20 protein-coding genes are annotated in these 22,048 nt (G+C 65.7%); 11 read left to right on the top strand and 9 right to left on the bottom strand.

Annotation, left to right across the window (positions count from 1 at the left end; all coding sequences use genetic code 11):
• Window positions 1–18: 18 nt before the first annotated feature.
• The gene (locus tag HBF24_RS12025; RefSeq protein WP_167173192.1) at window positions 19–654 is read left to right on the top strand and encodes a thiol:disulfide interchange protein DsbA/DsbL; all 636 of its coding nucleotides are present in this window, start codon (window positions 19–21) and stop codon (window positions 652–654) included.
• Window positions 655–713: 59 nt separating this feature from the next.
• The gene (locus HBF24_RS12020; protein ID WP_167173190.1) at window positions 714–1,490 is read left to right on the top strand and encodes an endonuclease/exonuclease/phosphatase family protein; all 777 of its coding nucleotides are present in this window, start codon (window positions 714–716) and stop codon (window positions 1,488–1,490) included.
• A 212-nt stretch (window positions 1,491–1,702) separates the two neighbouring features.
• Here HBF24_RS12020 and HBF24_RS12015 read toward each other — a convergent pair whose 3' ends face one another.
• From HBF24_RS12015 to HBF24_RS12005, 3 genes are all read right to left on the bottom strand, one after another.
• Window positions 1,703–3,376, bottom strand: a complete 1,674-nt coding sequence (locus tag HBF24_RS12015; RefSeq protein ID WP_206064305.1) for a glycoside hydrolase family 17 — start codon at window positions 3,374–3,376, stop codon at window positions 1,703–1,705.
• Window positions 3,377–3,506: 130 nt separating this feature from the next.
• Window positions 3,507–4,931 (bottom strand): glycoside hydrolase family 30 beta sandwich domain-containing protein, encoded by a 1,425-nt coding sequence (locus tag HBF24_RS12010; RefSeq protein ID WP_167173188.1) that lies wholly within the window; start codon window positions 4,929–4,931, stop codon window positions 3,507–3,509.
• Between the two features lie 126 nt (window positions 4,932–5,057).
• Window positions 5,058–7,973, bottom strand: a complete 2,916-nt coding sequence (locus HBF24_RS12005) for a TonB-dependent receptor (RefSeq protein WP_167173186.1) — start codon at window positions 7,971–7,973, stop codon at window positions 5,058–5,060.
• Between the two features lie 537 nt (window positions 7,974–8,510).
• Between HBF24_RS12005 and HBF24_RS12000 the strand changes: the two genes are divergently transcribed.
• From HBF24_RS12000 to HBF24_RS11985, 4 genes are all read left to right on the top strand, one after another.
• Entirely contained in the window at window positions 8,511–10,556 is a 2,046-nt protein-coding gene (locus tag HBF24_RS12000) for a transglycosylase SLT domain-containing protein (RefSeq protein WP_167173184.1), read from the top strand.
• 22 nt (window positions 10,557–10,578) lie between these two features.
• The gene (locus tag HBF24_RS11995; protein ID WP_206064316.1) at window positions 10,579–11,556 is read left to right on the top strand and encodes an NAD(P)H-quinone oxidoreductase; all 978 of its coding nucleotides are present in this window, start codon (window positions 10,579–10,581) and stop codon (window positions 11,554–11,556) included.
• A gap of 15 nt (window positions 11,557–11,571) precedes the next feature.
• On the top strand, window positions 11,572–12,474 hold the full coding sequence (locus HBF24_RS11990) for a complex I NDUFA9 subunit family protein (RefSeq protein WP_167173182.1): 903 nt from the start codon (window positions 11,572–11,574) through the stop codon (window positions 12,472–12,474).
• A gap of 155 nt (window positions 12,475–12,629) precedes the next feature.
• Window positions 12,630–13,880, top strand: a complete 1,251-nt coding sequence (locus HBF24_RS11985) for a multifunctional CCA addition/repair protein (RefSeq protein ID WP_167173181.1) — start codon at window positions 12,630–12,632, stop codon at window positions 13,878–13,880.
• Here the strand turns inward: HBF24_RS11985 and HBF24_RS11980 are convergent.
• On the bottom strand, window positions 13,877–15,067 hold the full coding sequence (locus HBF24_RS11980; protein ID WP_167173179.1) for an SAM-dependent methyltransferase: 1,191 nt from the start codon (window positions 15,065–15,067) through the stop codon (window positions 13,877–13,879). The genes HBF24_RS11985 and HBF24_RS11980 overlap by 4 nt on opposite strands.
• A gap of 154 nt (window positions 15,068–15,221) precedes the next feature.
• Here HBF24_RS11980 and HBF24_RS11975 point away from each other — a divergent pair, with 154 nt between their 5' ends.
• Window positions 15,222–15,902 (top strand): hypothetical protein, encoded by a 681-nt coding sequence (locus HBF24_RS11975; RefSeq protein WP_240922503.1) that lies wholly within the window; start codon window positions 15,222–15,224, stop codon window positions 15,900–15,902.
• Here the strand turns inward: HBF24_RS11975 and HBF24_RS11970 are convergent.
• Window positions 15,883–16,734, bottom strand: coding sequence for a DUF6159 family protein (locus tag HBF24_RS11970; RefSeq protein ID WP_167173177.1), 852 nt, complete (start codon window positions 16,732–16,734; stop codon window positions 15,883–15,885). The genes HBF24_RS11975 and HBF24_RS11970 overlap by 20 nt on opposite strands.
• Before the next feature lie 60 nt (window positions 16,735–16,794).
• A complete protein-coding gene (locus tag HBF24_RS11965) occupies window positions 16,795–18,078 on the bottom strand; it encodes a mechanosensitive ion channel domain-containing protein (RefSeq protein ID WP_167173175.1) in 1,284 nt (427 codons plus the stop codon).
• 47 nt (window positions 18,079–18,125) lie between these two features.
• Between HBF24_RS11965 and HBF24_RS11960 the strand changes: the two genes are divergently transcribed.
• The gene (locus tag HBF24_RS11960) at window positions 18,126–18,887 is read left to right on the top strand and encodes a pteridine reductase (RefSeq protein WP_343162760.1); all 762 of its coding nucleotides are present in this window, start codon (window positions 18,126–18,128) and stop codon (window positions 18,885–18,887) included.
• On the opposite strand, the gene folK is transcribed toward HBF24_RS11960, so the two are convergent.
• Genes folK through tsaD form a run of 3 tightly spaced genes read right to left on the bottom strand, consistent with a single transcriptional unit; the run spans window position 18,888 to window position 20,831 of the window.
• Complete coding sequence (gene folK, locus HBF24_RS11955; RefSeq protein WP_167173173.1) at window positions 18,888–19,382, bottom strand: 2-amino-4-hydroxy-6-hydroxymethyldihydropteridine diphosphokinase; 495 nt, start codon at window positions 19,380–19,382, stop codon at window positions 18,888–18,890.
• On the bottom strand, window positions 19,382–19,741 hold the full coding sequence (gene folB / locus HBF24_RS11950; RefSeq protein WP_167173171.1) for a dihydroneopterin aldolase: 360 nt from the start codon (window positions 19,739–19,741) through the stop codon (window positions 19,382–19,384). The genes folK and folB overlap by 1 nt, the downstream gene beginning before the upstream one ends.
• Before the next feature lie 58 nt (window positions 19,742–19,799).
• The gene (gene tsaD / locus HBF24_RS11945; RefSeq protein WP_167173169.1) at window positions 19,800–20,831 is read right to left on the bottom strand and encodes a tRNA (adenosine(37)-N6)-threonylcarbamoyltransferase complex transferase subunit TsaD; all 1,032 of its coding nucleotides are present in this window, start codon (window positions 20,829–20,831) and stop codon (window positions 19,800–19,802) included.
• A gap of 60 nt (window positions 20,832–20,891) precedes the next feature.
• On the opposite strand from tsaD, the gene rpsU reads away from it, so the two are divergent.
• The 3 genes from rpsU to HBF24_RS11930 all read left to right on the top strand — a co-directional run bounded on the left by rpsU (window position 20,892) and on the right by HBF24_RS11930 (window position 21,971).
• Window positions 20,892–21,107, top strand: coding sequence for a 30S ribosomal protein S21 (gene rpsU, locus HBF24_RS11940; RefSeq protein WP_167173167.1), 216 nt, complete (start codon window positions 20,892–20,894; stop codon window positions 21,105–21,107).
• Between the two features lie 111 nt (window positions 21,108–21,218).
• Window positions 21,219–21,662 carry a GatB/YqeY domain-containing protein gene (locus HBF24_RS11935; RefSeq protein WP_167173165.1) on the top strand — a complete coding sequence of 148 codons (444 nt, stop codon included), beginning with the start codon at window positions 21,219–21,221 and terminating at the stop codon, window positions 21,660–21,662.
• A gap of 138 nt (window positions 21,663–21,800) precedes the next feature.
• The gene (locus tag HBF24_RS11930; RefSeq protein ID WP_167173163.1) at window positions 21,801–21,971 is read left to right on the top strand and encodes a DUF1328 family protein; all 171 of its coding nucleotides are present in this window, start codon (window positions 21,801–21,803) and stop codon (window positions 21,969–21,971) included.
• Window positions 21,972–22,048 lie beyond the last annotated feature (77 nt).

The raw sequence follows: 22,048 nt of genomic DNA, 5'->3' as shown, positions 1-22,048 counted from the left end.
AAAGGAGTTCGTATTCACATGTTCAAGCGCATTGCCCTGCTGATGCTGTGCCTGGTAGCGACCAGCGCCTGCGCCGCCGCCGACAGCAACGCCCCGTACACGCAAGGCCAGCAGTACTTCAAGATCGACCACCCCGAACGTGTCTCGCCCAAGGGCAAGGTCGAGGTGGTGGAAGTGTTTTCCTATGGCTGCATCCACTGCGACATGTTCGCGCCGGATGTGGAAAAGCTGCGCAAGTCGCTGCCCAAGGGCGTGAGCTTCCACTTTGTGCCGGCCAACTTCAGCCCGGCGTGGGAACCCTATGCGCGCGCCTTCTATGCCGCCAGGGAGCTGGGGGTGCTGGACAAGACGCACATGGCGCTCTTCCACGCCAAATTCGACCAGCATTATCCGCTCAACTCGCTGGATGATCTGGCCGATTTCTACGCCCGCGAAGGCGTCGATCGCGCCAAATTCATGGCCGCGGCCAACTCGGTGCGCACCGATGCCCTGCTCAAGCGCGACGACAAGCTGGTGCGCGACTGGGGGGTCAACGGCACGCCGACGATGATCATCAACGGCAAATACCGCACCGCCGCGCTGGAACCGGACGACCTGCTCAAGCTCACGCGCTGGCTGATTCAGCGTGAACTCAAGGCCAAGGCCGGAGGCTAATAGGCATCGCCGGTGCCCCGCTGCGGGTACCGGCGCTTCCCTTTGCCATACACTGCCTCATGACCGACACGGACGATCTGCAAACCACGCTGAAGCTGCTCAGCTGCAACATCCTGGCCGGCGCCAGTGTGCAGCGCTACCGCCAGTACATCACGCGCAGCTGGGCCAGTGTGCTGCCCACTCGTGCCAAACAGGCCAATCTGGACAAGCTGGCCAGCGAGCTGTCGGCCTTCGATGTGGTCGGCCTGCAGGAGGCTGATGCCGGTAGCCTGCGCTCGGGCTTTCGCAACCAGACCCAGTACCTGGCCGATGCCGCCGGCATGCCGTACTGGAGCCATCAGCCCAACCGCCCGGTGGCGCGTCTGGCGCATTCGTCCAATGGCCTGATCAGTCGCCACGAGCCGACCGAGGTGCTGGACTACCCGCTGCCCGGGCGCATTCCCGGGCGCGGCGTGATGCTGGCGCGCTTCGGCAAGGGCCGCGAGGCGCTGGTGGTGGCCGTGGCGCACCTGTCGCTGGGGCCGGCGGCGCGTGATCGCCAGCTGGGCTTCATCGGCGAGCTGCTCAGCGAGCATCCGCATGCGGTGCTGATGGGCGACCTGAACACCGAGATCACCAGCCCCGAGCTCAAGCGCCTGTTCGCGCGTACCTCACTGACGCCGCCGGCCGAACCGGTACCGACGTTCCCCAGCTGGCGTCCGCAGCGTGCCATCGACCACATCTTCACCTCGGCCGATATCCAGGTGCTGCGGCAATGGACGCTGGCTGAGGCGTTCTCCGACCATCTGCCGCTGGCGGCCGAAGTCCGGATTCCCGTGCGGCTGTTCGCGCACTGATGCGCGCGCGCCGGTTGTGGCCGTGGCTGGGGCTGGCCGCCTGGACCGGTGCCCTGGTCTGGCTGCGCACCGGCTGGATCGAGAATGCACGCTTCACCCAGCACTGCTTCACGCACGGCGCCAGCGTGCCCTGCCATGTGCGCAGCGCTGCGGTGTGGATGACGCAAGGTCCGGTGATCTGGCTGTCGCTTGGCCTGGCCCTGGGGCTGCTGCTATGGCGCCGCGCCTCCGTTGCCTGGCTGGCGGCTGTCAGCGGCGTCATGGCGATGGTGCTCTACCACGCCGAGCCCGGCGCGGTGGCGGTGCTGCTGGGCGTGCTTGGCCTGGCGCGTTGCCAGGTCGGCGCGGTAGCCGGCGCACCACGGGCTGATCATTAGGCCGTTGCACAGCGCCCACATCCAGACCTCGGCGTTGGCGCCATGGCCACGCCACAGCACCACGACCATGCTCAGTGCCGCAAATGCGGCCATCAGGCGCGTCTCGACGCGATCGAGCCCACGGCTGCGACCGGCCAGCGTGCACAGCGCCAGCCATAGTGCCGGCACGATGAAAAGGGCGATCGGATAGTCGCGATAGCGGCCATCGAACACCAGCAAAAGGTTCACATAGCTCAGCGCCAGCAGCCACAGCGCATGCGCCTGTGGCGAGGCCAACCAAGGCGCGTGCCGGTGGCCCCTGGCCGCATTGCTGCACCAGGCCGCCAGCTCTCGCGCCGTCGCCAGCGCCGTGGCCAACGCGGCCAGCAGCGCCACACCACCCAGCAGCCAGGGCCACGGGCCGACAAAGGCATGCCCCATCTGCCGTATCGAGGCCGCCAGCGCCGCGCCCGTGGTCAGGCCCGCCAACGCCGCCAGCGTCCGTTGCCGCAAGCCGCCGCCACCCAGCGCCGCAAAAATCAGCGCCACCACCGCAGCCCCCAACCAACCCTGCCACCAGCGCGCGACCTCCACCACCGGGCCTTTGAGTGGAAACTTGGGGTCGGCATGGCTATCGAACAGCCCCCAGTAACCACCAACGGTGCCTTCCAGCCCCCGCTTCCACGGCTGGTCGAACGATTCGATCAGGTTGTAGGACACATCATGCGCATCGGCAAAGCGCAGGAAGCGACGCACGTAGCGCGCCTCGCTGACGCGACTTGGCACCGCGCCACGGCGTGGCTTGCCCTCGCTGGGCCAGCCGGTCTCACCAATCAGGATGCGCTTGTTCGGAAAGGCCTGCTGCATGCGCGCGTAGATGGCGGCCACATAGTGCACGGCGCGATTCACCGGCACCGGATCGGTATCCCAGTACGGCAGAATGTGCACCGTCACAAACGACACGGCATGAACCAGCCCGGCCTCGTGCGCGTACTGCTGCCACAAGGTCCAGCCATCGGCATAGGTCACCGGCAGTCCGGTCGCGCGATGCACCTGATCGATATAGGCCACCAATCGTCCAGGCGAAAGCTCCCCGCGCATCAATACTTCGTTGCCGACAACGATGGCGCGGATGGCACCAGGATTGGCATGTGCGGTACCGATCGCCTGGCGCACCTCGCTGGCGTTGGCCTGGCGGTCATCGGACAGCCACACGCCCATCAGCACCTTCATGCCAAAGCGCCTGGCGATGCGCGGCACGGCGCTCAGGCCCATGCCCTGGGCATAGGTGCGCACGCAGTCAAAACGCGTGGAAAGGCGCTTCAGGTCATGCGCAATGCGCCGCGGCGAGACAAACGCGCCCGGCTGATCGGGCGATTCACCGGGCCGGCGAAACGGCGTGTATGACACACAGGCCACGCGCGCGCTGGGCGCGTCGGGCATCGACACCGGACGACCCAGCCAGGCCCAGTAGCCGAGGCTGGCCAGCGCCGCCACCAGCATGACGGCCAATACGATCAGACGACGCATTCGGATGGGAAAAGTCCAGGCACGCATAAGCTCCCAAGCATAGGCGTGCGGCGATGGCCGCGGCATGACCCGGCGGCCATCTTGTTCATTGCGCCGCTTCAGCGTTTAGCTGGCGTGCAGCTGGCGCGGCTCAATCGCTCCAGGTAAACGTGGCCAGGCTGCGCGCCGGCATGGCAAAACCAAAGTGCGTGCCGCCCTGCGCCACCTGCACCTTGCGCTGACTCTTGGCGCGGTTGATCACCACCAGCACGCGCGTGCCGTCCGGATCGACAAACGCCACGTTGGCCACGCCGTGCGCGGCCCGACTGGATTTGACGCGTACCGCGCCCCTGACCACGAAGCGACTGAAGTGGCCCAACGCGTAGTAGCCGTTCATCGGCGTGACATGGCCATTGGCCGGATCGATGGTGACGGTGCCGATGCAGGTGTCGCACCCGCCCAGGTGCGGGCCATGCTGCGGGTCCAGCGCCAGGTTCCACAGCACGATCGCTTGCGCCCAGTGGCGAATCGGCTCAAGCACCACGCGGTCGGCCAGCCACACCGCGCCGCCGCTCTTGGCCGGCTCCCACTCGCCATCGGCGCACTCGGTCATCAACACCTGTTTGTGCGGAAACTTGTCGTGCACCTGCGACTGGGCGACCGGATCGCCCTCGTAGCAATGCCAGGCCACACCCGCCACATACTTGGAGGCACGCGCATCGCGCAACACCGTCAGCGGCTGTTCGGGGTGGTTCCAGTTATGGTCCCAGTCCAGGATTTCGGTATGAAGCCCCGAGGCGGCCATACGCGGCCCCAGGTATTTGCCGATGACCTGCGCGCGCGTCTTGCCCGGCATGCGCATACCCGGGTAATTCTTCGGCTCGAAGGCCGGCTCGTTCTGCAGCGTGATCGCCCAGACCGGCACGCCGGCCTGTCGGAGCGTACGCACGCTCTTGATCATGTAATTGGCGAACACCGACTGGTACTTGGGCAAAAGGTGTCCGGTGATCAGGCTGTCGCTCGATTTCATCCAACCCGGTGCGCTCCACGGCGAGGCGATGGTGCGAAGCGCCGGCTGCACGGCCTGCACCGCATGCATGGCCGGAATCAGATACTGGTGATCGGGTGCGAGGGAAAAATGTGCCAGCGTCGGATCGGCCTGCCCCTTGGGCATGTCGTCGAAGCTGTAGTCGTGGGTGGAAAAATCCGACGCGCCCAGCGTGATGCGCGTCATGCTGAGCCCCAGCCCGCCGTCCTTGCGCGTAAACATGCGCGACAGGAACGCGGCACGCTGAGACGGAGAAAGCGCCGTCTGCATGAGCTGCGCGCTGGCATCGGTGATGGACGAACCAAAGCCCATCATGCGCTGATAACGCGTGCCGGTATCCACGTCGATGGCAACGGCGCCGGCCGCCTTCGACGAAGACTGCACCGCCACCTGGCTCAGGCGCTGGGTACCAGCCGGCACCGTCAACCAGGCTTTCACCAGTGGCGCATCGGCAGCCTGCACACCGATCACAGAGGCGGCCAGTACTGCCGGCAACAGCACACGCGAAACTCGGGACAACAACGGCACGGCAACTCCAATAGGCAGCGTCAGGCCGCAACATGGCGCGCGGCCGGGCAAGACCGGCAGCATGCTGGCGGCAAAAACGAAAGCGGCCGGGCGCCTGTCTCAGCGCGCCCGGCTCGCTTGCATCACTTACAGCTTGTAGTTCACACCCAACAGCACGGTACGGCCCCAGGTGTCGTACTCCAGCGGCAGTCCGACCTTCTCCCCGTCGGGCAGACCGGAAATCTGCTCGGTCTTGTACGGCTCGTTGGTCAGGTTGCTGATCTGCAGCACCACCGACAAGCCCTTGGTTCGCGCGCCGGAGAAGTCGTAGCTGGCCTGGAAGTCGGTTTCCTTGTTCGCCAGCACCTTGGTGTAGCCCAGCTGATCGAACAGTGCCACCGCTTCACCGGTGAAGCTGGAGCGATAACGCTCGGCCACACGGATCTGCCAGCCGTGGGCCTCGTAATACAGCGCCAGGTTGGCCACCTTTCGCGACAGGCCCGGCAGGCTGGATGGCGCCCCCGGAATCGAGGCAATGGTGCTCTGCGGGATGGCCGAGTTGGTCAGCGAGAAGTTGGCCTGCGCACCGAAGCCTGACAGCACCGGACTGATCTTGTCGCCCTCGATAGCACCGGACAACTCTAGGCCCTCCATCATGCCACCAGTGCCATTCTGTGGTGTGGTGTATGAGCCGGTGGTGCTGGACGGCGTCAGGGTCGGGTTGTCGTTGGTGTAGCCGGAGAAATCGTAGTTGACCACGGTGTTGGTGTAGATGTAGTTCAGCAGGTTCTTCTTGAACACATCCATCGCTACATAACTGGCCTTGCCGAAGTACTTCGAATACTGCAGGTCGGCACCCACCGCCACGTAGGGCTTGAGCCTGATATTGCCGCCGCTGCCCGACCACAGCACCTGACCGGCGGCCGGGCCGTCCTGCACTTCGTACACACCGGCCGAGGAGGCGATCTTCTCGTCATCGATGCGCCCGCGCGCCAGCTCCTTGGCCAGGCCAAAGCGCAGGAACTGCTGATACGGCATGGCCAGCTTCAGGTTCAGGCTGGGCAGCACGTTGTTGTAGGCGTAACGGCCATACAGTGAGCCGGCCAGGCTGTCGCCGTTGGTCTGCAGCGCCTTGGACGACTGGATGGTGTGGATCATCTGCACGCCGGCGTTGCCGGTCAGCGGCATGTCACCGAGCATGGTGTCGATGTTGAACTTCACATAGCCCAGCGGCACCTTCTCCTCGACCGAGTAGTTGCGGTTGTAGTCGTTCTGGCCATTGCGTGCGGTCAGGTAGAACTGATCCGACATCGCCTGCAACACGTCATAGTTGAGGATGTTGCCGATGCCGCCGTAGCCCAGCGAGGTCGCCGGCAGTAGGGCGGAGCTTTCCACCGGTACGCTGTATCTGGGATCGTAGGTGTCGGCAGTGGACCCGTTGCCGTTGAGCCAGGCAAAGAACACGTCGGCGCGCTTGGTCTTGGTGCGATCCGAGTAGTTGAAGCCGAAATCGACGCTGTCGAAGATGCCACCCAGCTGACGATTGACGTTCAGGCGAAACGCCTTGATCTCATCCTTCTGGTGATCGAACTCGGCACGGCCGTTGTAGCCGTATTTGTCCGGATCGGTGAATACCACCTGCGCCGGGTCGGACAGGTCTACCGAGGGGTTGAAGTTGGGATAGTCATAGCCCGACGGCACACCAAAGCCCACGCTCATCAGCTGGCCATCCGGCAGGCCGGTAAAGGCATAGGCATCGTGCAACGCCACCCGTGCACTGGAGTAGGAAAGGTCGGTGGTGACCGTCCAGTTGTCATTGATGTGGAACTCGTTGTTCCAGCCGGCCGAGAACAAGTGGTCCTTTTCCCGGGTGTACTCGTTTTGCATGATCGGCGCGATGTTGTTCACCGTGCCGGAGGTGACGATCGGGTAAGGCGAGGCAGCCGTGGTGCCCGGGTTGTCATAGGTCACTCCATCGTACGGACTGGACGACCACTGCAGGCCGGTCTGGTGCGCACGACGATCAAACTTGGAGTAGAACAGATCCAGCGAGGAGTAGTACCAGTCATTGGGTGCCCACTGGATCACCGACATCAGACCGTCGCGCACCTGATCGGTGGAGCGCACGCGCAATTGCATGCCTTCCTGTGAAATCACGTTGTCCGGCAAGCCCGGCGTATGCGGCCCGCCCCAGTTCTGGTCGACACCGGCCGGGCCGTTGTCCACGCTCCACCACCAGGACTGGTATTGCTTTTGCTGCGAAGGTGAGTCGAGCTGGGCAACACCCACGGCCACGCCCAGCGTGTGATCGAGAAACTGGTCGATGAACGAGAAGCTGGCACGATGGCCGGTGTCACTGACACCCACACCGTCCATCAGCTTGCCGTTGCTGGTGCGCTCACCACGCACGTTGGCGACCATCTTCATGCCGTTGTAGTCCAGCGGCTTGATGGTGTGCAGATCCACGGTGCCGGCCAGGCCCTGGCCGACCAGCGAGGCATCGGGCGTCTTGTACACGGTGACGCCATTGATCAGCTCGGCCGGGAACTGGTCGAACTGCACGCCACGGTTTTCACCGGTGGTGGCTTCTTCACGGCCGTTGATGGTGGTGCCGGTGAAGTTGGGTGCCAGGCCGCGGATGGAAATCTCGTTGGCATGACCATCGGTACCGCGCTGCGTGGCCAGGCCCGGCAGGCGCGACAGGCTTTCGGCGATGCTGGCGTCGGGCAGCTTGCCGATATCCTCGGCCGAAATCACTTCGACCAGATCACTGGCGTTCTGCTTGATCGCCAGCGAGTTGGCGATACTGCCGCGAATGCCGGTGACGGTGACCGCGGCGAGGTTCTGCGCGGCCTGCTTTTTCTTCTTCTTGCTTGCCTTGCTTTGCGCCTTGGTCGGCACCTGCGCCTGCGGGCCGGCGTTCTGGCTGGCAGCCTGCGTGCCATCGGCGGCGTACACGCTGCCCGACGCGGCCAGCAGCAACGCACCCATGCACGCCACCGCCAGACGGTTGCGCGCGAGAGTACGCTGCAGGCGTGAAGTTTCACTGCGGATCATGCTCATTTTTCTCCCCTCTTGCCCCACACAGGGGGCATGAGTCACGTGGAACGGCCACGTGATCTTCAATGTGACAACGTTATCCGGCAGACCTGGATCCCCTGACCGGTGTCCTGCCGATCACCGACGGCGTGGACACCACAGTCATGGCCTGACAGATGCTTTTTGTGGAACGCAAAAAGCCACCCCGAGGCGTTGTGCAATCGATTCGACCGGCCCGATCCAAAGTCACCGGCGGCGGCGTTCTGTGATCTGGCTCACAACGTCTACAGGCTGAAGATGGGCGCGAATGATAGCGCTGTCAATTTGCACTGCAGCAAAGGTGAAGATCACGAAAGGACGCTTTCTTTCTAAATAAATTCAAAAACTTAAATATAAAGAAAACGTTTACTTGCAAGCTTGGAATGCGTTTCTCTCACACATGCGAAACTGCGTCCTTCGAACGCGGTAAACCGCACAAAGAACGTCGGATTTTCGATACAGCTCAGGTACGGCCAGCAGCCGTTACGCTGACGTATTTGCAGGCAAGCGACCCGGATCGGCATGAAGTGGAGCAAAGGGGCCCGTCGCACGGGCATGGCATGGATGTGTCTGTTGCTGAGCAGCGCGGCGGTGGCAGCGCCGATGACACGTGACGCGCAACGCAGCGCCTTCAAGCAGGCCTATGAAATGGCCCGGTCGCAAGGTGGCAATGCCTGGCGCGCCGCCGCCAGCGGGCTTAAGGACTATCCGCTGTATCCGTACCTGGAAGCGGCCGCGATCCGGCATGATCTGCGCAGTGCTTCGCCGGCCCGCGTGAAAGCCTACATGGCCCGCTACCCGGATATGATTCCGGCACAGCGCCTGCGCCGCAGCTACCTGTATGAATTGGCCCGGCGCAAGGACTGGGGCGATTTTCGTGCCATGTACCGCCCCGGGCTTGGCGACACGCTGGCCTGTGATGCGCTGCAGGCCAAACTGGCCGCCGGCCAGTCGTTGAGCTTCGACCGCGACCTGGCCCAGCTGTGGAGAAAGCCATCGCTGCCCAATGCCTGCGACCCGGTGCAAACCTGGGCGCAGGCGCACGGGCTGCTGACCCGCAAGCGCCTGTGGGCACGCATCGAGGCCGCCGCCGAAGCGCGCCGCGGCGGCACCATCGCCTCGTTGGCGCGCTGGCTGCCCAAGGCCGACCGCGCCTCGGCCGAGCACCTGGCGCTGGGTGTGCGAGACCCTTCACGCGCCCTGGCCGCCGCACAGCGCTGGCCCAACACCGCCCACAACCGCCAGGCGGTGACGCTCGCCATGACCGCGATGGCGCGCCACGACAGCGACCAGGCCGATGCCGCCTGGAAGAAACTGCGCCACCGTTTTGGCTTCAGCGCCGAGCAGCGCCACCGCATCGAAGCGGACCTGGCGCTGTTCCGGGCCACTGATTTTTCCGACAACGCCCTGCACCGGCTGGAAGCCCTGCCGGCGGCGGCGCAAACCGATGCCACCCGCGAATGGCGCGCCCGCGTGGCGCTGTCGCGACGCAACTGGAAGGCTGCACTGGCGGCCATCAACGCCATGCCGGCCGATCTTCGCGATGACGATGAATGGCAGTACTTTCGTGCTCGCGCCCTGGCCAAGCTGGGCCGCTCGTCCCAGGCCACACAGGCGTTTGACCAGCTGGCCGAACAGGCCACCTACTATGGCTTCCTGGCCGCCGACCGTGCCGGCAGACCCTACGCGATCTGCCCGTTGAGCCTGGATGACCGCCCGGTGGCCCAGCAGAGCCTGCTGCAGCGCCCCGGTCTGGAACGGGCCTTCGAGCTTTTCGCCGTGGACCTGCTGCCGCAGGCACGCCGCGAGTGGAACCGCGCGCTGGATGATGCCAGCACCGACACCAAGCGCCTGGCCGCGCATCTGGCCTATCAGCGTGGCTGGTACGATCGGGCCATATTCACCTTCAGCTCCGGCGATGCGCTGCATCTTTACCGCTATCGCTTTCCGTTGGCGCGCCAGGATGGCGTCACCGAACAATCGGCCGATGCCGGCATCGATCCGGCCTGGGCCTATGCGATTCTGCGCGCGGAGAGTGCCTGGATGCCCGATGCGCATTCGGGCGCCGACGCCCGTGGACTGATGCAGCTGCTGCCTTCTACTGCCAGCCTGGTCGCGCGTCGCTACAACATCGGCTACGGCGGCGGGCAGGATCTGTACAACCCACGCACCAACATTGCACTGGGCACGCACTATCTGTCGCAGATGGCCGGGCGCTACAACGGCGCGCCGTGGCTGGCCAGTGCCGCCTACAATGCCGGCCCGGGACGCGTCGACCAGTGGCTGGCCGCACGTGGCGATCTGCCGCCGGACGTATTCGTGGCCACCATTCCGTTTCACGAAACCCGCGACTATGTGGCCAGGGTGATGGCCTTCAGCGTGATCTACGACTGGCGCCTGCACGGCTACGCCAGCGCCCTGAGCGCACGCATGCCGCGCTTTGGCCAGCCCTATCAGCCGCCGGGCCCGAACAGTGTGCACAAACCGGTGCGCTGCCCGGCGCCGGACCCGGCCCCGCAAGCGGCCAGTGGCCCGCACCGTCCCGCCGCCACTGGCGGCGCGCAATGACAAGGAGGCGATCGTGACTGACATGCAGGTGATCGAGATAAGCCGCCCCGGCGGCCCGGACGTACTGACGCCCGCACAACGCGAGCGGCCCACGCCCGGCGCCGGTGAAGTTCGCATCCGCGTGCGTGCGGCCGGCGTCAATCGGCCCGACCTGATGCAGCGTGCCGGCAAGTATCCACCGCCGCCCGGCGCTTCGGACCTTCCCGGCCTGGAAGTGGCCGGCGAGATCGACGCGCTGGGTGACAACGTCAGCCAGTGGCAGCTCGGCGATGCCGTGTGCGCGCTGTGCAACGGCGGAGGCTATGCCCAGTACGTGTGCGTGCCGGCCGGCCAGTGTCTGCCCAAGCCGGCGCCGTTGGACTGGGCGCAGGCCGCCGCGTTGCCAGAAACCTATTTCACGGTGTGGAGCAACCTGTTCATGCGCGCGCAGCTGGCCTCTGGCCAGTCGCTGCTGGTGCACGGCGGCGCCAGCGGTATCGGCACCACGGCGCTGACGCTGGCGCGCTCGTTCGGCGTCAAGACCTTCGCCACCGCCGGTAGCCAGACCACGCTGGATGGCTGCCGCCAGCTCGGCGCGCAGGCCATCAACTACCGCGACCAGGACTTTGTCCAGGTGATCGACCAGGCCACGCAAGGGCGCGGAGTCGACGTGGTGCTGGACATGATTGGTGGCGACTATTTCGCGCGCAATCTAAAAGTGCTGGCGCCGGAGGGCTGGCTGGTACAGATCGCCACCCAGCATGGGCGCGAGGTCACGCTGGACCTGATGACCATGATGCAAAAGCGCCTGCGCCTGAGCGGCTCCACCCTGCGTCCGCAATCGGCGCAGGCCAAGGCGGTCATTGCCGACCAGCTGCGTCACCAGGTGTGGCCACGACTGGACGCGGGCGAGTTTGCGCCGCTGATCCATGCCCGCGTGCCGTTCGAGCAGGCCAGCCAGGCCCACCGTCTGCTGGAAAACGGCGGCCATATCGGCAAGATTGTGCTGGAACTTGCCTGAGGAGCACCCGGCCTGATGAAACCCAAGCGCATCGTCCTGCTCGGCGCCACCGGCTTTGTCGGCAGCTATCTGGTGCCGCGTCTGGCCGCCGACGGACACCAGCTGCTGTTGCTCTCGCGCAATCGCAATCGCCAGCGCGCGCTGGCGGTGCTGCCCGGCGTGCGCATGCACAGCGCCGATGTCTACGACCGCCAGGCGCTGACCGGACACTTCGCCGGTGCCGATGCGGTGATCAACCTGGTCGGCATTCTCAACGAGACCGGCCGCGCCACGTTTCAGCGCGCGCACGTGGAACTGACCGAGCACGTCATCGCCGCCTGCAACAGCGCCGGAGTTTCGCGCCTGCACCAGATGAGCTCGCTGAAGGCCGGCCAGGGACTGTCGCGCTACCTGAAAACGCGCGGTGAGGCCGAGGCTCGGGTCAAGGCCTCTGACCTGATCTGGACTATCTACCAGCCCAGCGTGATCTTCGGCCGCGGCGATGGCCTGGTCACGCGTTTTGCCAAGCTGCTGAAACTGAGCCCGGTGCTGCCGCTGGCGCGCCCGCAGTCACGCATGGCGCCGGTGTATGCCGGCGATGTCGCCGCCGCCATCGCGCGCTCGGTGGCCGATTCGCGCATCAGCCGCTGCAGCACACTGGAGCTGTACGGCCCGGACGTGTTCACGCTGGAACAGATCGTGCGCATGGTGGCCGAAGCCGGCCACATGCATCGGCTGATTCTGGGCCTGCCCGACAGCCTGGGCCGCCTGCAGGCGCAAGTGGCCGGCCTGCTGCCCGGCAAGCCGATGTCGCTGGACAACTTCCTGTCGCTGCGTACCGACTCGGTGGGACGCCACGACGGCCTGGCCGCGCTGGGCATCACCCCGCATCACTTCCAGCCGATGCTGGCCAGCTTGCTGGGTAGTGGCGGCCGTTGAGCCATATCACCAGGCCGGCGCTGAACAGGTACCGGGCGCGCCCCACTGATGCGGACTGATTGCCGGGGACAGGCCGCTGGCGGCAGACCATGCTGACCGCCCCCTCGCGCCAGCGCGCACTTAAATCACGCCGGGCACATGGCACAATCGCCCACATGCGTATCTATCTGGTCGGCGGCGCGGTCCGCGACAAACTGCTGGGACGTGCCGTTACCGACCGCGATTTCGTGGTCGTCGGTGCCACGCCCCAGATCATGCTCGAACGCGGCTTCAAGCCGGTGGGCAAGGATTTCCCGGTCTTTCTGCATCCAGACACCGGCGAGGAATACGCGCTGGCGCGCACCGAGCGCAAGACCGGCCGCGGCTATCACGGCTTTGATTTCCAGGCCGATCCGAACGTCACGCTGGAACAGGATCTGGAGCGGCGTGACCTGACCATCAACGCCATGGCCGAGGACGAGAACGGTGCCATCATCGATCCGTTCGGCGGCCAGCAAGACCTCGCGGCCCGGCGCCTGCATCACGTCTCGCCCGCCTTTGCCGAAGACCCCGTGCGCGTGTTGCGTCTGGCACGCTTTGCCGCGCGCTACGCGCCGCTGGGATTTGCCGAATCGGATGACACCCGCGCGCTGATGCAGGGCATGGTCGCCGATGGCGAAGTCGACCACCTGGTGCCTGAGCGCGTCTGGGCCGAAACCCGCAAGGCGCTGGCCGAGCCGTGCCCTTCGGCCTTTCTGCAAGTGCTACGCCGCTGCGGCGCGCTGGCAGTGCTGTTCCCCGAGATCGATGCGCTTTACGGCGTGCCGCAACGGGCTGAGTTCCATCCCGAGATCGACACCGGCGTGCACCAGGAAATGGTGCTTGATGCCGCCGCGCAACTGGCCGCCGGCGATGACCTGGTGGCGTTCTGCGCGCTCACGCACGACCTGGGCAAGGCGCTGACGCCTGCCGATGTGCTGCCGCGCCACATCGGCCACGAACAGGCCGGCATCGCACCGCTACGGGCGCTTTGCGCACGGCTCAAGGTGCCTTCCGAACACGCCGCGCTGGCCGAGCATGTGTGCCGGGATCACCTCAACGCACATCGCGCCTTCGAGCTGAAACCGGCGACGGTGCTGCGCCTGCTGGAGCGGCTGGACGCACTGCGCCGCCCCGCCCGGCTGGACACGTTTCTCGCCGCCTGCGAGGCCGACAAGCGCGGCCGGCTGGGCCATCAGGATGATGCCTACCCGCAGGCCGACTACCTGCGTCAGGCGCGCGTCGCCGCCGCCGGCGTCACCGCCCAGCCCTTCGTCGAACAGGGCCTGCGCGGCCCGGCCATCGGCCAGGCCATGCAGGGCGCGCGTGAACAGGCCATCGCCGAGCTCAAGGCATCACTGACCCGCGCGCCCGCCAGCGACGCTTAAAGCCGCCCACCTTGGTCGGCGGCCAGCACGTCGGCGTGCAAGGCGTGCGGTTCGATACCACGCGCAAACAGCATGGCCTGGAAGTGCTCGCCCATTTCTCCCGGCAACGTCAGGTGCTTGACCTGCTGGGCCAGCGCATAACGCGCGGCCTCGTCCGGAGCGTTGGCATAACCGGTCTCGAACGCCTGCTGCAGACCGGCGGCAATCAAGAACTGTGCCTGTGGCAGGTAGCTGGCCACGGCAAAGCCGGCGCTGTTGCCGGCCTCGGCCAGCGCCGTGAAATCGACCGAAGCGGTAATGTCCTGCAGCCCGGGCCAGGCCAGCGTGTCACCATGCACGCGATGGCGATAAAACGCGCGCAGGGTGCCGTCCTCACGATCTTCGCGGTAATACTCCTGGCGCGGATGACCGTAGTCGACAAACAGCATCGCACCGGCTTCCAGCGTGCCGGCGACCGCCTGCATCCAGAACGGCAGTTGCGGCAGCACCTCGGAGCGATAACCATCGGCAAACGGGCGTTCCAGATCGCGCTCCAGGTGGCGCACGGCCGCGCTGACCAGCATGTCGGCGGGACGATCCTGGCAACCGAAGCGGCCGTCCTCGCCCATGTGCACGTGCTGCTCCATGACCTCGCCGTCGCGCAGGGTGAAGCGCGTGGTCGGCAGCGCATCGATTACCTCGTTGGCAAACAGCACACCTTTCCATGGCTGCTCGGAGGGGCGATCCAGCCAATCGACATGTGCCATCAGCGCGGGCGGCAACGCCGCCTCCAAGCGCAGCCGCTGGCGCTCGCGCAGATCCGCACTGGGCTCGAGAATCAGATAACGCTCGGGCACCGTGCCCAGTTCGGCCAGCGCCAGCAGCGCGGCCTCGGCAAAGGCGCCGCTGCCGCCGCCCAGCTCCAGAAAATCCGCGTTCCCCAGCGCGCGCAGCGTCGGTGCCAGCGCCTGCACCACGCATTGCGCGAACAGGCTGCCCAGCTCCGGCGCGGTAATGAAGTCGCCGGCGGCGCCGAACTTGGGCTTGCCGGCGCTGTAGTAGCCAAGGCCCGGCGCGTACAGGCAGCGCTCCATGAAGCGCGCGTAGGGCATTGGCCCTTCGCTGGCCATTTCCTCGCTCAACAGCTGGGCCAGACGGGCGGAGTGTTCGCGCTCCTCGGCGCTGGGTTCGGGCAGTTCGATGCGCATGGCGTTCCTGCAAGCAGCACGCGCGCGCGGCGCATGCGAAAAACGGTAAGGACAACACCCAAGGATAACGGAACGGTCAAATGCCGTTGCCGGCGCATTCACACGCCAACGCGTTATGGTGGCAGGGTGATCGACCCGAAGGATGCCACTTGAGATGACTGCCCGCTCGCAACAGATCCAGGCCCGACGCCAGGCGCCGGCCGATACGCTGGGCAAGGCCGTGCTCGACTTTGTCGGCACTGTGCCGCGTGCTCACGCTCCCGGCGAAGGCTCGCCGGCGGTGCAGGCCAAGGCCATTGCCGACGCCGCCGCCCACCGCGCCGCGCTCACCGCCGGCTCGCTGTCGCTGCCGCCCGGCCCGCTGGGCTGGCTCACGGTACTGCCGGAACTGGTGGCGGTGTGGCGTATCCAGGCGCAGATGGTGGCCGACATCGCCGCGGTGTATGGGCGCCAGGCCGCGCTGGGGCGCGAGCAGATGCTGTACTGCCTGTTCCGCCACACCGCTGCGCAGGCAGTGCGCGACCTGCTGGTGCGCGCCGGCGACCGCCTGTTGTTTCGCCGCGCCACGGTCATCGGCATCGAACGTGTGGCCCGGCACATTGGCCTGCACCTGTCACGGCGCGCCATCGGCCGCGGCGTCTCGCGCTGGCTGCCCTTGATCGGCGCCGTTGGCGTGGGTTGGTACGCGCGCTACGACACCCAGCAGGTGGCCAAAACCGCCATCACGCTGTTCAACGATGATGACACCGAGGTGCAGGCCGATATGGTCGAGGCCGTGGGCGAGCACCCCGAATCACCCGAAGCGGTGACCCGGCTCAGCGCCGACGCGGGTTGAACGCGCCTTCCATCAGCGCGCCATCGAAACCGTTGTCGGTTTCGCCGTATTCGGCATAGCGAAACAGCGCCAGCGCGAAAATGTTCTGCAGTGTCGACTGCAACAGCACCAGCAGCACGAAGCCAAGCACGGCGATGCCGATCATGGCGCCGGTCAGCCACGGCCAGTGCAGGTTGACGGTGGTCATGACGGCGAGCATCGACAGCATGACCCACACGAAGATGGCCACGCCGAACGCCAGCCCGAAGCCGAAGCGGCCAATCAGGTTCTCGCCCCAGGTGCGCTTGAGCAGCGCCGTGCTGTGGCGCACCGCGTCGATCGGGCCTTCGTTGGTGGAAGCGAGTACCGGCACCACCAGGAAGGTAGCCACCGACCAGGCCGCACCCAGCAGGCCGATGACGATTCGGCCCAAAAGTCCCAGGCGCTCTTCCAGCGCGCGCAGAAGCATGCCGACGGTGGCCGCGATCAGCGCGTAACCCAGGATCTGCGGCAGCTTGCCGGTGGCCTCGCGCAGCGCCTGGCCAAAACTGGCCTGGCGCCCTTCCAGCCTGGCCATGGCCGCCAGCACCAGCGCGGTATTGAAGAAGAAAATCACCGTGTACTGCAGCAGGTAGAACACGAACAGCGCCACATACGAGACGCCGTCCCAGCCGCCAGCGCTTGTATCCATGTGCCGCCACGCGCCAGAGGCGGCGATCGGGCCGATGAAGCTGGCCACCACGATCAGGCTGCAGATACCCGACAACAACGGAAACAGCAGCAGCCGGCGATCGCTTTTCAGCACCGCAAGGCTGGCCTGCACCAGGCTCCAGCTACGCGACCAACGTGACATGTCCCCACTCCCCACGCGTTGATGTCGCCGGCCATTCTACGCAGCTGGCCGGCGCCGCGCTCAGCCGGCGCCGGCCGACTCTTCCGAACCTTCGTGCACGCTGTCGGGCAGCGCCTTGTCCGGCTTGGCCAGCGCCAGGCGGATATCGGTACCCGACGGTTGCTGATACACGGTCAGGCCAAACTCGGGCAGGATCGCAATCAGGTGATCGAACATGTCGCCCTGAATACCCTCGTAGGTGACCCAGTCGGTGGTGTCGGCAAAGCAGTACATCTCCAGCGGCACGCCGGTCGGCCCCGGATCGAGCTGGCGCACCATCGCGGTGAGCTTGTGCTCAACCCGCGGGTGGTGCTCCAGGTAGGCCTGCGCATAGGCCCGGAACGTACCCAGATTGGTCAGACGACGGCGATTGACTACCTTGTCGCCAAAACCTTCATCGAGCTGGCCGTTCCAGTCCGACAGCTCCTCGCCCTTTTTCACCAGATAGTCGTCGAGCAGGCGGAAACGGCGAAGGTTCTGCACTTCCTCATCATCCAGGAAGCGCACGCTGCCGGTATCCAGAAACAGCGCGCGCTTGATACGCCGCGCGCCGGTGTTCTGCATGCCGCGCCAGTTCTGGAACGAATCGGAAATCAGCCGCCAGGTGGGAATAGTGGTGATGGTCTTGTCGAAGTTCTGCACTTTCACCGTGTGCAGGGCAATGTCGATGACATCGCCATCGGCATTGAACTCGCGCATGGTGATCCAGTCGCCCACGCGCAGCATGTCGTTGGAGGCAATCTGCACGCTGGCGACCAGGCTGAGGATGGTGTCCTTGAACACCAGCAGCAGCACCGCCGAGATCGCACCCAAGCCGGACAGCAGCAGCAGCGGCGAGCGATCGACCAGTGCCGAGATCACCACGATGATGCCGATCAGGAACAGCACGATCTTGATCAGCTGCACGTAGCCCTTGATCGAGCGCATGCGCCCGTGGACGGTGTTGGCGTACAGCGTCTCCACCGAGGACAGCATGGCGCTGACGGCCAGCACGCCAAACCACACGGTAAACGCCAACGCCACGTTGCGCACCATGGCGTCGTACTTGTCCGGAATGCCCGGCACGAAACGCACGCAGAACTGGATCACCAGCATCGGCACCATCTGCGCCAGGCGCTTGAACACGCCATGCTCGACGAAGGCATCGTCCCAGGTCCATACCGTATGCCGGCTGACGGTCTGCGCCACGCGCAGCAGCACGCGCTTGGCAACTATATCGGCCAGCTTGGCCACCAGCAGCAGCGCCAGCGCGCCCAGCACCGTCTGCACCCAGTCGATTTCAACAATCGCTTTGATCTGATCCACGATCGGCGACACACTCTTTATCCAAACCACCGGAGCATAGCCACCCCGTGCAGCGCAGTCCAAAAACCGATCGACAAGACGCAGGCGTGGTGCTGATCACCGGTTCCGCCCGGCGCATCGGTGCGGCCATCGCGCACCGGCTGCATGCGGCCGGCTACACGCTGGCGCTGCACTACCGGCACTCGGCCGACACCATGCAGGCACTGGTCGACGAGCTGGAGGCAGCGCGCACCGGTTCCACGCTGATGTTGCAAGCCGATCTTGAGGACGAGAGCGCACCCAAGGCCTTGATCGAGGCGGTGCTGGCGCGTTTTGGCCGGCTCGATGGCCTGATCAACAACGCTTCGGCGTTCTTCGACACACCGCTTTCCAGCGCCACCGTCGCGCAGTGGCACACGCTGCTGGCGACCAATGCGCAGGCGCCGTTCTTTCTGGCCCAGCAGGCGGCGCCGGCGCTGCGCGACAGCGGCGGCGCCATCGTCAATCTGGCCGACTACTACGCCGAGCATCCGCAACCGGACGGCATCATCCATGCCGCCTCCAAGGCCGCACTGATTGCCGTGACCCGTGGCCTGGCCACCGCGCTGGCCCCTGATGTTCGCGTCAACGCCATTGCCCCCGGCGCCATCTGCTGGCCCGAGGAAGGCAAGAGCCAGACCGCGCAACAGGCGCTGCTGGCGCGCGTACCGATGGGCCGCACCGGGACGCCGGACGACATCGCCGAGACCGTGCAGTTTCTGCTTGAGGGCGCCGGCTACATGACCGGCCAGGTGCTTTACGTCGACGGCGGCCGCTCGGCCACCGGCTGATCAGTCGGCGCTGTCCCAAGGCACCGCCACCAGCGCATCGGCGGCGTTCATGGCCTGCCACATGGCCCCCAATGTGCGCCCGTCGGTGGGATGCACCAGCTGCGGCGCAATCTCGGCGGTGGGGCCGAGCACGAAGGCCTGCGCGGCCAGCTCCGGGCGCGGCAGCTGCAGGTGGCTTGCCCCTTTGAGCACCCGGTCGTCGTAAAGCAGCAGGTCGATATCCAGCGTACGGCTGGAAAAACGCGGCCCGTCGCGGCGTCGGCCCAGCGCATCTTCCAGTGCGTGCAGCCAGGCATCGAGCGCCTCGGGCGAAAGCTCAGTATCGATCGCCGCCGAGGCGTTGAGAAACGCCGGGCCCTCGAAGCCCACCGCGGCGGTGCGATACAGCCGCGACAGCGTGATCTTGCCGAAACGCTCGCGCAGCGCGGCCACCGCCTGGCGCAGATGCTTGGCCGGCTCGATGTTGGAGCCCAGGCTCAGATAGGCACGCGCCATCAGGCCGGCCGCGTGCCACGCTCGATCTGCACACCAACCGCCTTGGAGCCACGCACGGCACCGGGCTTGCGCAGCTTCAGGCGCAACCACGGCACGTTGAATTCATGGCGCACGATCTCGGCGCAGCGCTCGGCCAGGGTTTCCACCAGGCCGAAATCCGAAGCCTCAACAAAGGCGATCAGGCGCTTGGATACCGCCTTGTAGTCGAGCGCATCGTCAATCGAATCGGTGGCTGCCGGCGCGGTGTTGTCGTGCGCCATTTCCAGGTCCAGCTGCACGGTCTGGCGAATCTGGCGCTCCCAGTCGTAGATGCCGATCACCGTGTCGATGCGCAGTTTCTCGATGAAGACGATATCCATGCCAAACCTCGGAACGCTTGAAGGGGAAACGCGAAAGTCTAGCAGCGCCACACGCCGATCAGGCCGCCGGCAGCGCTTCCAGACTCCAGCGCGGGCGCACCTCGATGGACGGGCCCTGCTGCTGACCGGCGGCCAGACGGATGGCGCCAGCCAACGCGATCATGGCGCCATTGTCGGTACAGAACTCCAGCCGCGGGAAATAGGTACGGAAGCCTTCCTTCTCGCCCGCCTCGGCCAGCTGCGCACGCAGCAAGCGGTTGGCGCCGACGCCGCCGGCAATCACCAGGCGTTTGGCACCGGCTTCGGCCAGCGCGCGGCGGCACTTGATCACCAGTGTCTCAACAATGGCTTCCTGGAAAGCACGGGCAATATCGGCGCGGGTCTGATCGCTCTGATCGCTGCCCTGCCAGGCCAGCAACACCTGCGTTTTCAGGCCGGAAAAGCTCATGTCCAGGCCGGGGCGGTCGGTCATCGGCCGAGGAAAACGGAACATGCCCTCGCGCCCTTCGCCGGCCAGCCGGGCCAGCGCCGGCCCGCCCGGGTACGGCAAACCCATCAGCTTGGCGGTCTTGTCGAAGGCCTCACCGGCGGCGTCGTCCAACGTGTCACCCAGAATGCGATAACGGCCAATCGCTTCCACCGCCACCAGCATGGAATGCCCGCCGGAGACCAGCAGCGCCACGAATGGCGGCTCGGGAGCGTTTTCCTCCAGCAGCGGCGCCAGCAGGTGGCCTTCCATGTGATGCACGCCAATGGCCGGCACCTCCAGCGCCCAGGCCATGGCCCGCGCCGCCGAGGCACCGACCAGCAGCGCGCCGACCAGGCCCGGCCCGGCGGTGTAGGCCACGCCGCCCAGATCGGCCGCGGTGAGGCCGGCTTCATCGAGCACCTGATGCACCAGTGGCATCAACTTGCGCACGTGATCGCGACTGGCCAGCTCCGGCACCACGCCGCCGTATTCGGCGTGCAGGGCTACCTGCGAATACAGCGCATGGGCCAGCAAACCACGGCCCGGCTGGTACAGCGCCACACCGGTTTCGTCACAGGAGGATTCGACCCCCAACACAGGCTTTGAATTTTCCACAAGCATCCCGTTATAATTCGCGGCTCGCCCGAATATAGACGGGCCAGTTTACCAAGTGGAGTGTTCATGCCCAGCGTTAAAGTCCGCGAGAACGAGCCGTTCGAACTCGCACTGCGTCGCTTCAAGCGTACCTGCGAAAAGGCCGGCGTGCTGGCCGAAACCCGCAAGCGTGAGTATTACGAAAAGCCCACCCAGGAGCGCAAGCGCAAGCGTGCTGCTGCGGTGAAGCGTCATCTGCGTCGTCTGTCGCGCGAAAACGCGCGTCGTACGCGTCTGTACTGATCGCTTTTCGTCGCTTACGGGCGGTTTCGTCCGAATAGGCACACGCGGGCCGGCGTCACCTTGCGGGGAGGCGCCGGCTTTTCGCGTTTGTCGTTTGTGGAGTCATCAGCCATGAGTCTGAAGCAGCGTCTGACCGACGATATGAAGGCGGCCATGCGCGCCGGCGACAAGCCGCGCCTGGGCGTGATCCGCCTGATCAACGCCGCCATCAAGCAGCGCGAGGTCGACGAACGCGCCGAACTGGGCGACGACCAGGTATTGGTCGTGCTCGAAAAGATGCTCAAGCAGCGTCGCGACTCGGTCGAGCAATACGTGGCCGCCGGCCGCGAGGACCTGGCCGACACCGAACGCGCCGAAATCGTGGTGATCGAAACCTACCTGCCGGCGCCGCTGACCGAGGCGGAAATCGATGCGCTGATCGAGGCAGCCTTGGCCGAATCGGGCGCCAGCTCCGCGCGTGACATGGGCAAGGTGATGGCGCAGCTCAAGCCGCGCATGGCCGGCCGGGCCGACATGGCCGAGGTGTCGAAAAAGGTGAAAGCTCGGTTGAGCTGAACGCGGCGCGTTTTCACTGTCCGCTCACCATGCCGTCTTGGTGCCTGAATGGCTGTCGCCACAGCCATTTACGCGCCCGTTGAAACCCCGTGAGAATGGGCCCGTCGCCGCGCTTCGCGGCTCGAACGGAGAAGACCTGTGCTCAAGTGGGCGATTATTTTTGCCATCATCGCGCTGATTGCCGGCGCGCTCGGCTTTACCAAGGTGGCCGGTGCGGCCGCGGGTATCGCCAAGGTTCTGTTCTTTATCTTCCTGGTGCTGTTCGTGCTGGTGCTGCTTGGCGTGATAGGCGTGTTCCACATGGCCTAGCCGCCCCAAGGGTACGGTCCGGCGCCGCCACTCCATGGCGCGCCGGATCGACACCCGCGCCGCGCGGCATGGCATCC

The organism is Oleiagrimonas sp. C23AA, from assembly GCF_011759385.1.
In the GTDB taxonomy this organism is placed as follows: Bacteria; Pseudomonadota; Gammaproteobacteria; order Xanthomonadales; family Rhodanobacteraceae; genus Oleiagrimonas.
This window is presented reverse-complemented; position numbering and strand designations above follow the sequence as displayed.

Bases quoted from the DNA above. Each gene is read 5' to 3' on its own strand.
- HBF24_RS12025 (WP_167173192.1), top strand. From the start codon at position 19: ATGTTCAAGCGCATTGCCCTGCTGATGCTGTGCCTGGTAGCGACCAGC.
- HBF24_RS12020 (WP_167173190.1), top strand. From the start codon at position 714: ATGACCGACACGGACGATCTGCAAACCACGCTGAAGCTGCTCAGCTGC.
- HBF24_RS12015 (WP_206064305.1), bottom strand. From the start codon at position 3,376: ATGCGTCGTCTGATCGTATTGGCCGTCATGCTGGTGGCGGCGCTGGCC.
- HBF24_RS12005 (WP_167173186.1), bottom strand. From the start codon at position 7,973: ATGAGCATGATCCGCAGTGAAACTTCACGCCTGCAGCGTACTCTCGCG.
- HBF24_RS12000 (WP_167173184.1), top strand. From the start codon at position 8,511: ATGAAGTGGAGCAAAGGGGCCCGTCGCACGGGCATGGCATGGATGTGT.
- HBF24_RS11995 (WP_206064316.1), top strand. From the start codon at position 10,579: ATGCAGGTGATCGAGATAAGCCGCCCCGGCGGCCCGGACGTACTGACG.
- HBF24_RS11990 (WP_167173182.1), top strand. From the start codon at position 11,572: ATGAAACCCAAGCGCATCGTCCTGCTCGGCGCCACCGGCTTTGTCGGC.
- HBF24_RS11985 (WP_167173181.1), top strand. From the start codon at position 12,630: ATGCGTATCTATCTGGTCGGCGGCGCGGTCCGCGACAAACTGCTGGGA.
- HBF24_RS11980 (WP_167173179.1), bottom strand. From the start codon at position 15,067: ATGCGCATCGAACTGCCCGAACCCAGCGCCGAGGAGCGCGAACACTCC.
- HBF24_RS11975 (WP_240922503.1), top strand. From the start codon at position 15,222: ATGACTGCCCGCTCGCAACAGATCCAGGCCCGACGCCAGGCGCCGGCC.
- HBF24_RS11970 (WP_167173177.1), bottom strand. From the start codon at position 16,734: ATGTCACGTTGGTCGCGTAGCTGGAGCCTGGTGCAGGCCAGCCTTGCG.
- folK (WP_167173173.1), bottom strand. From the start codon at position 19,382: ATGGCGCGTGCCTATCTGAGCCTGGGCTCCAACATCGAGCCGGCCAAG.
- folB (WP_167173171.1), bottom strand. From the start codon at position 19,741: ATGGATATCGTCTTCATCGAGAAACTGCGCATCGACACGGTGATCGGC.
- tsaD (WP_167173169.1), bottom strand. From the start codon at position 20,831: ATGCTTGTGGAAAATTCAAAGCCTGTGTTGGGGGTCGAATCCTCCTGT.
- rpsU (WP_167173167.1), top strand. From the start codon at position 20,892: ATGCCCAGCGTTAAAGTCCGCGAGAACGAGCCGTTCGAACTCGCACTG.
- HBF24_RS11935 (WP_167173165.1), top strand. From the start codon at position 21,219: ATGAGTCTGAAGCAGCGTCTGACCGACGATATGAAGGCGGCCATGCGC.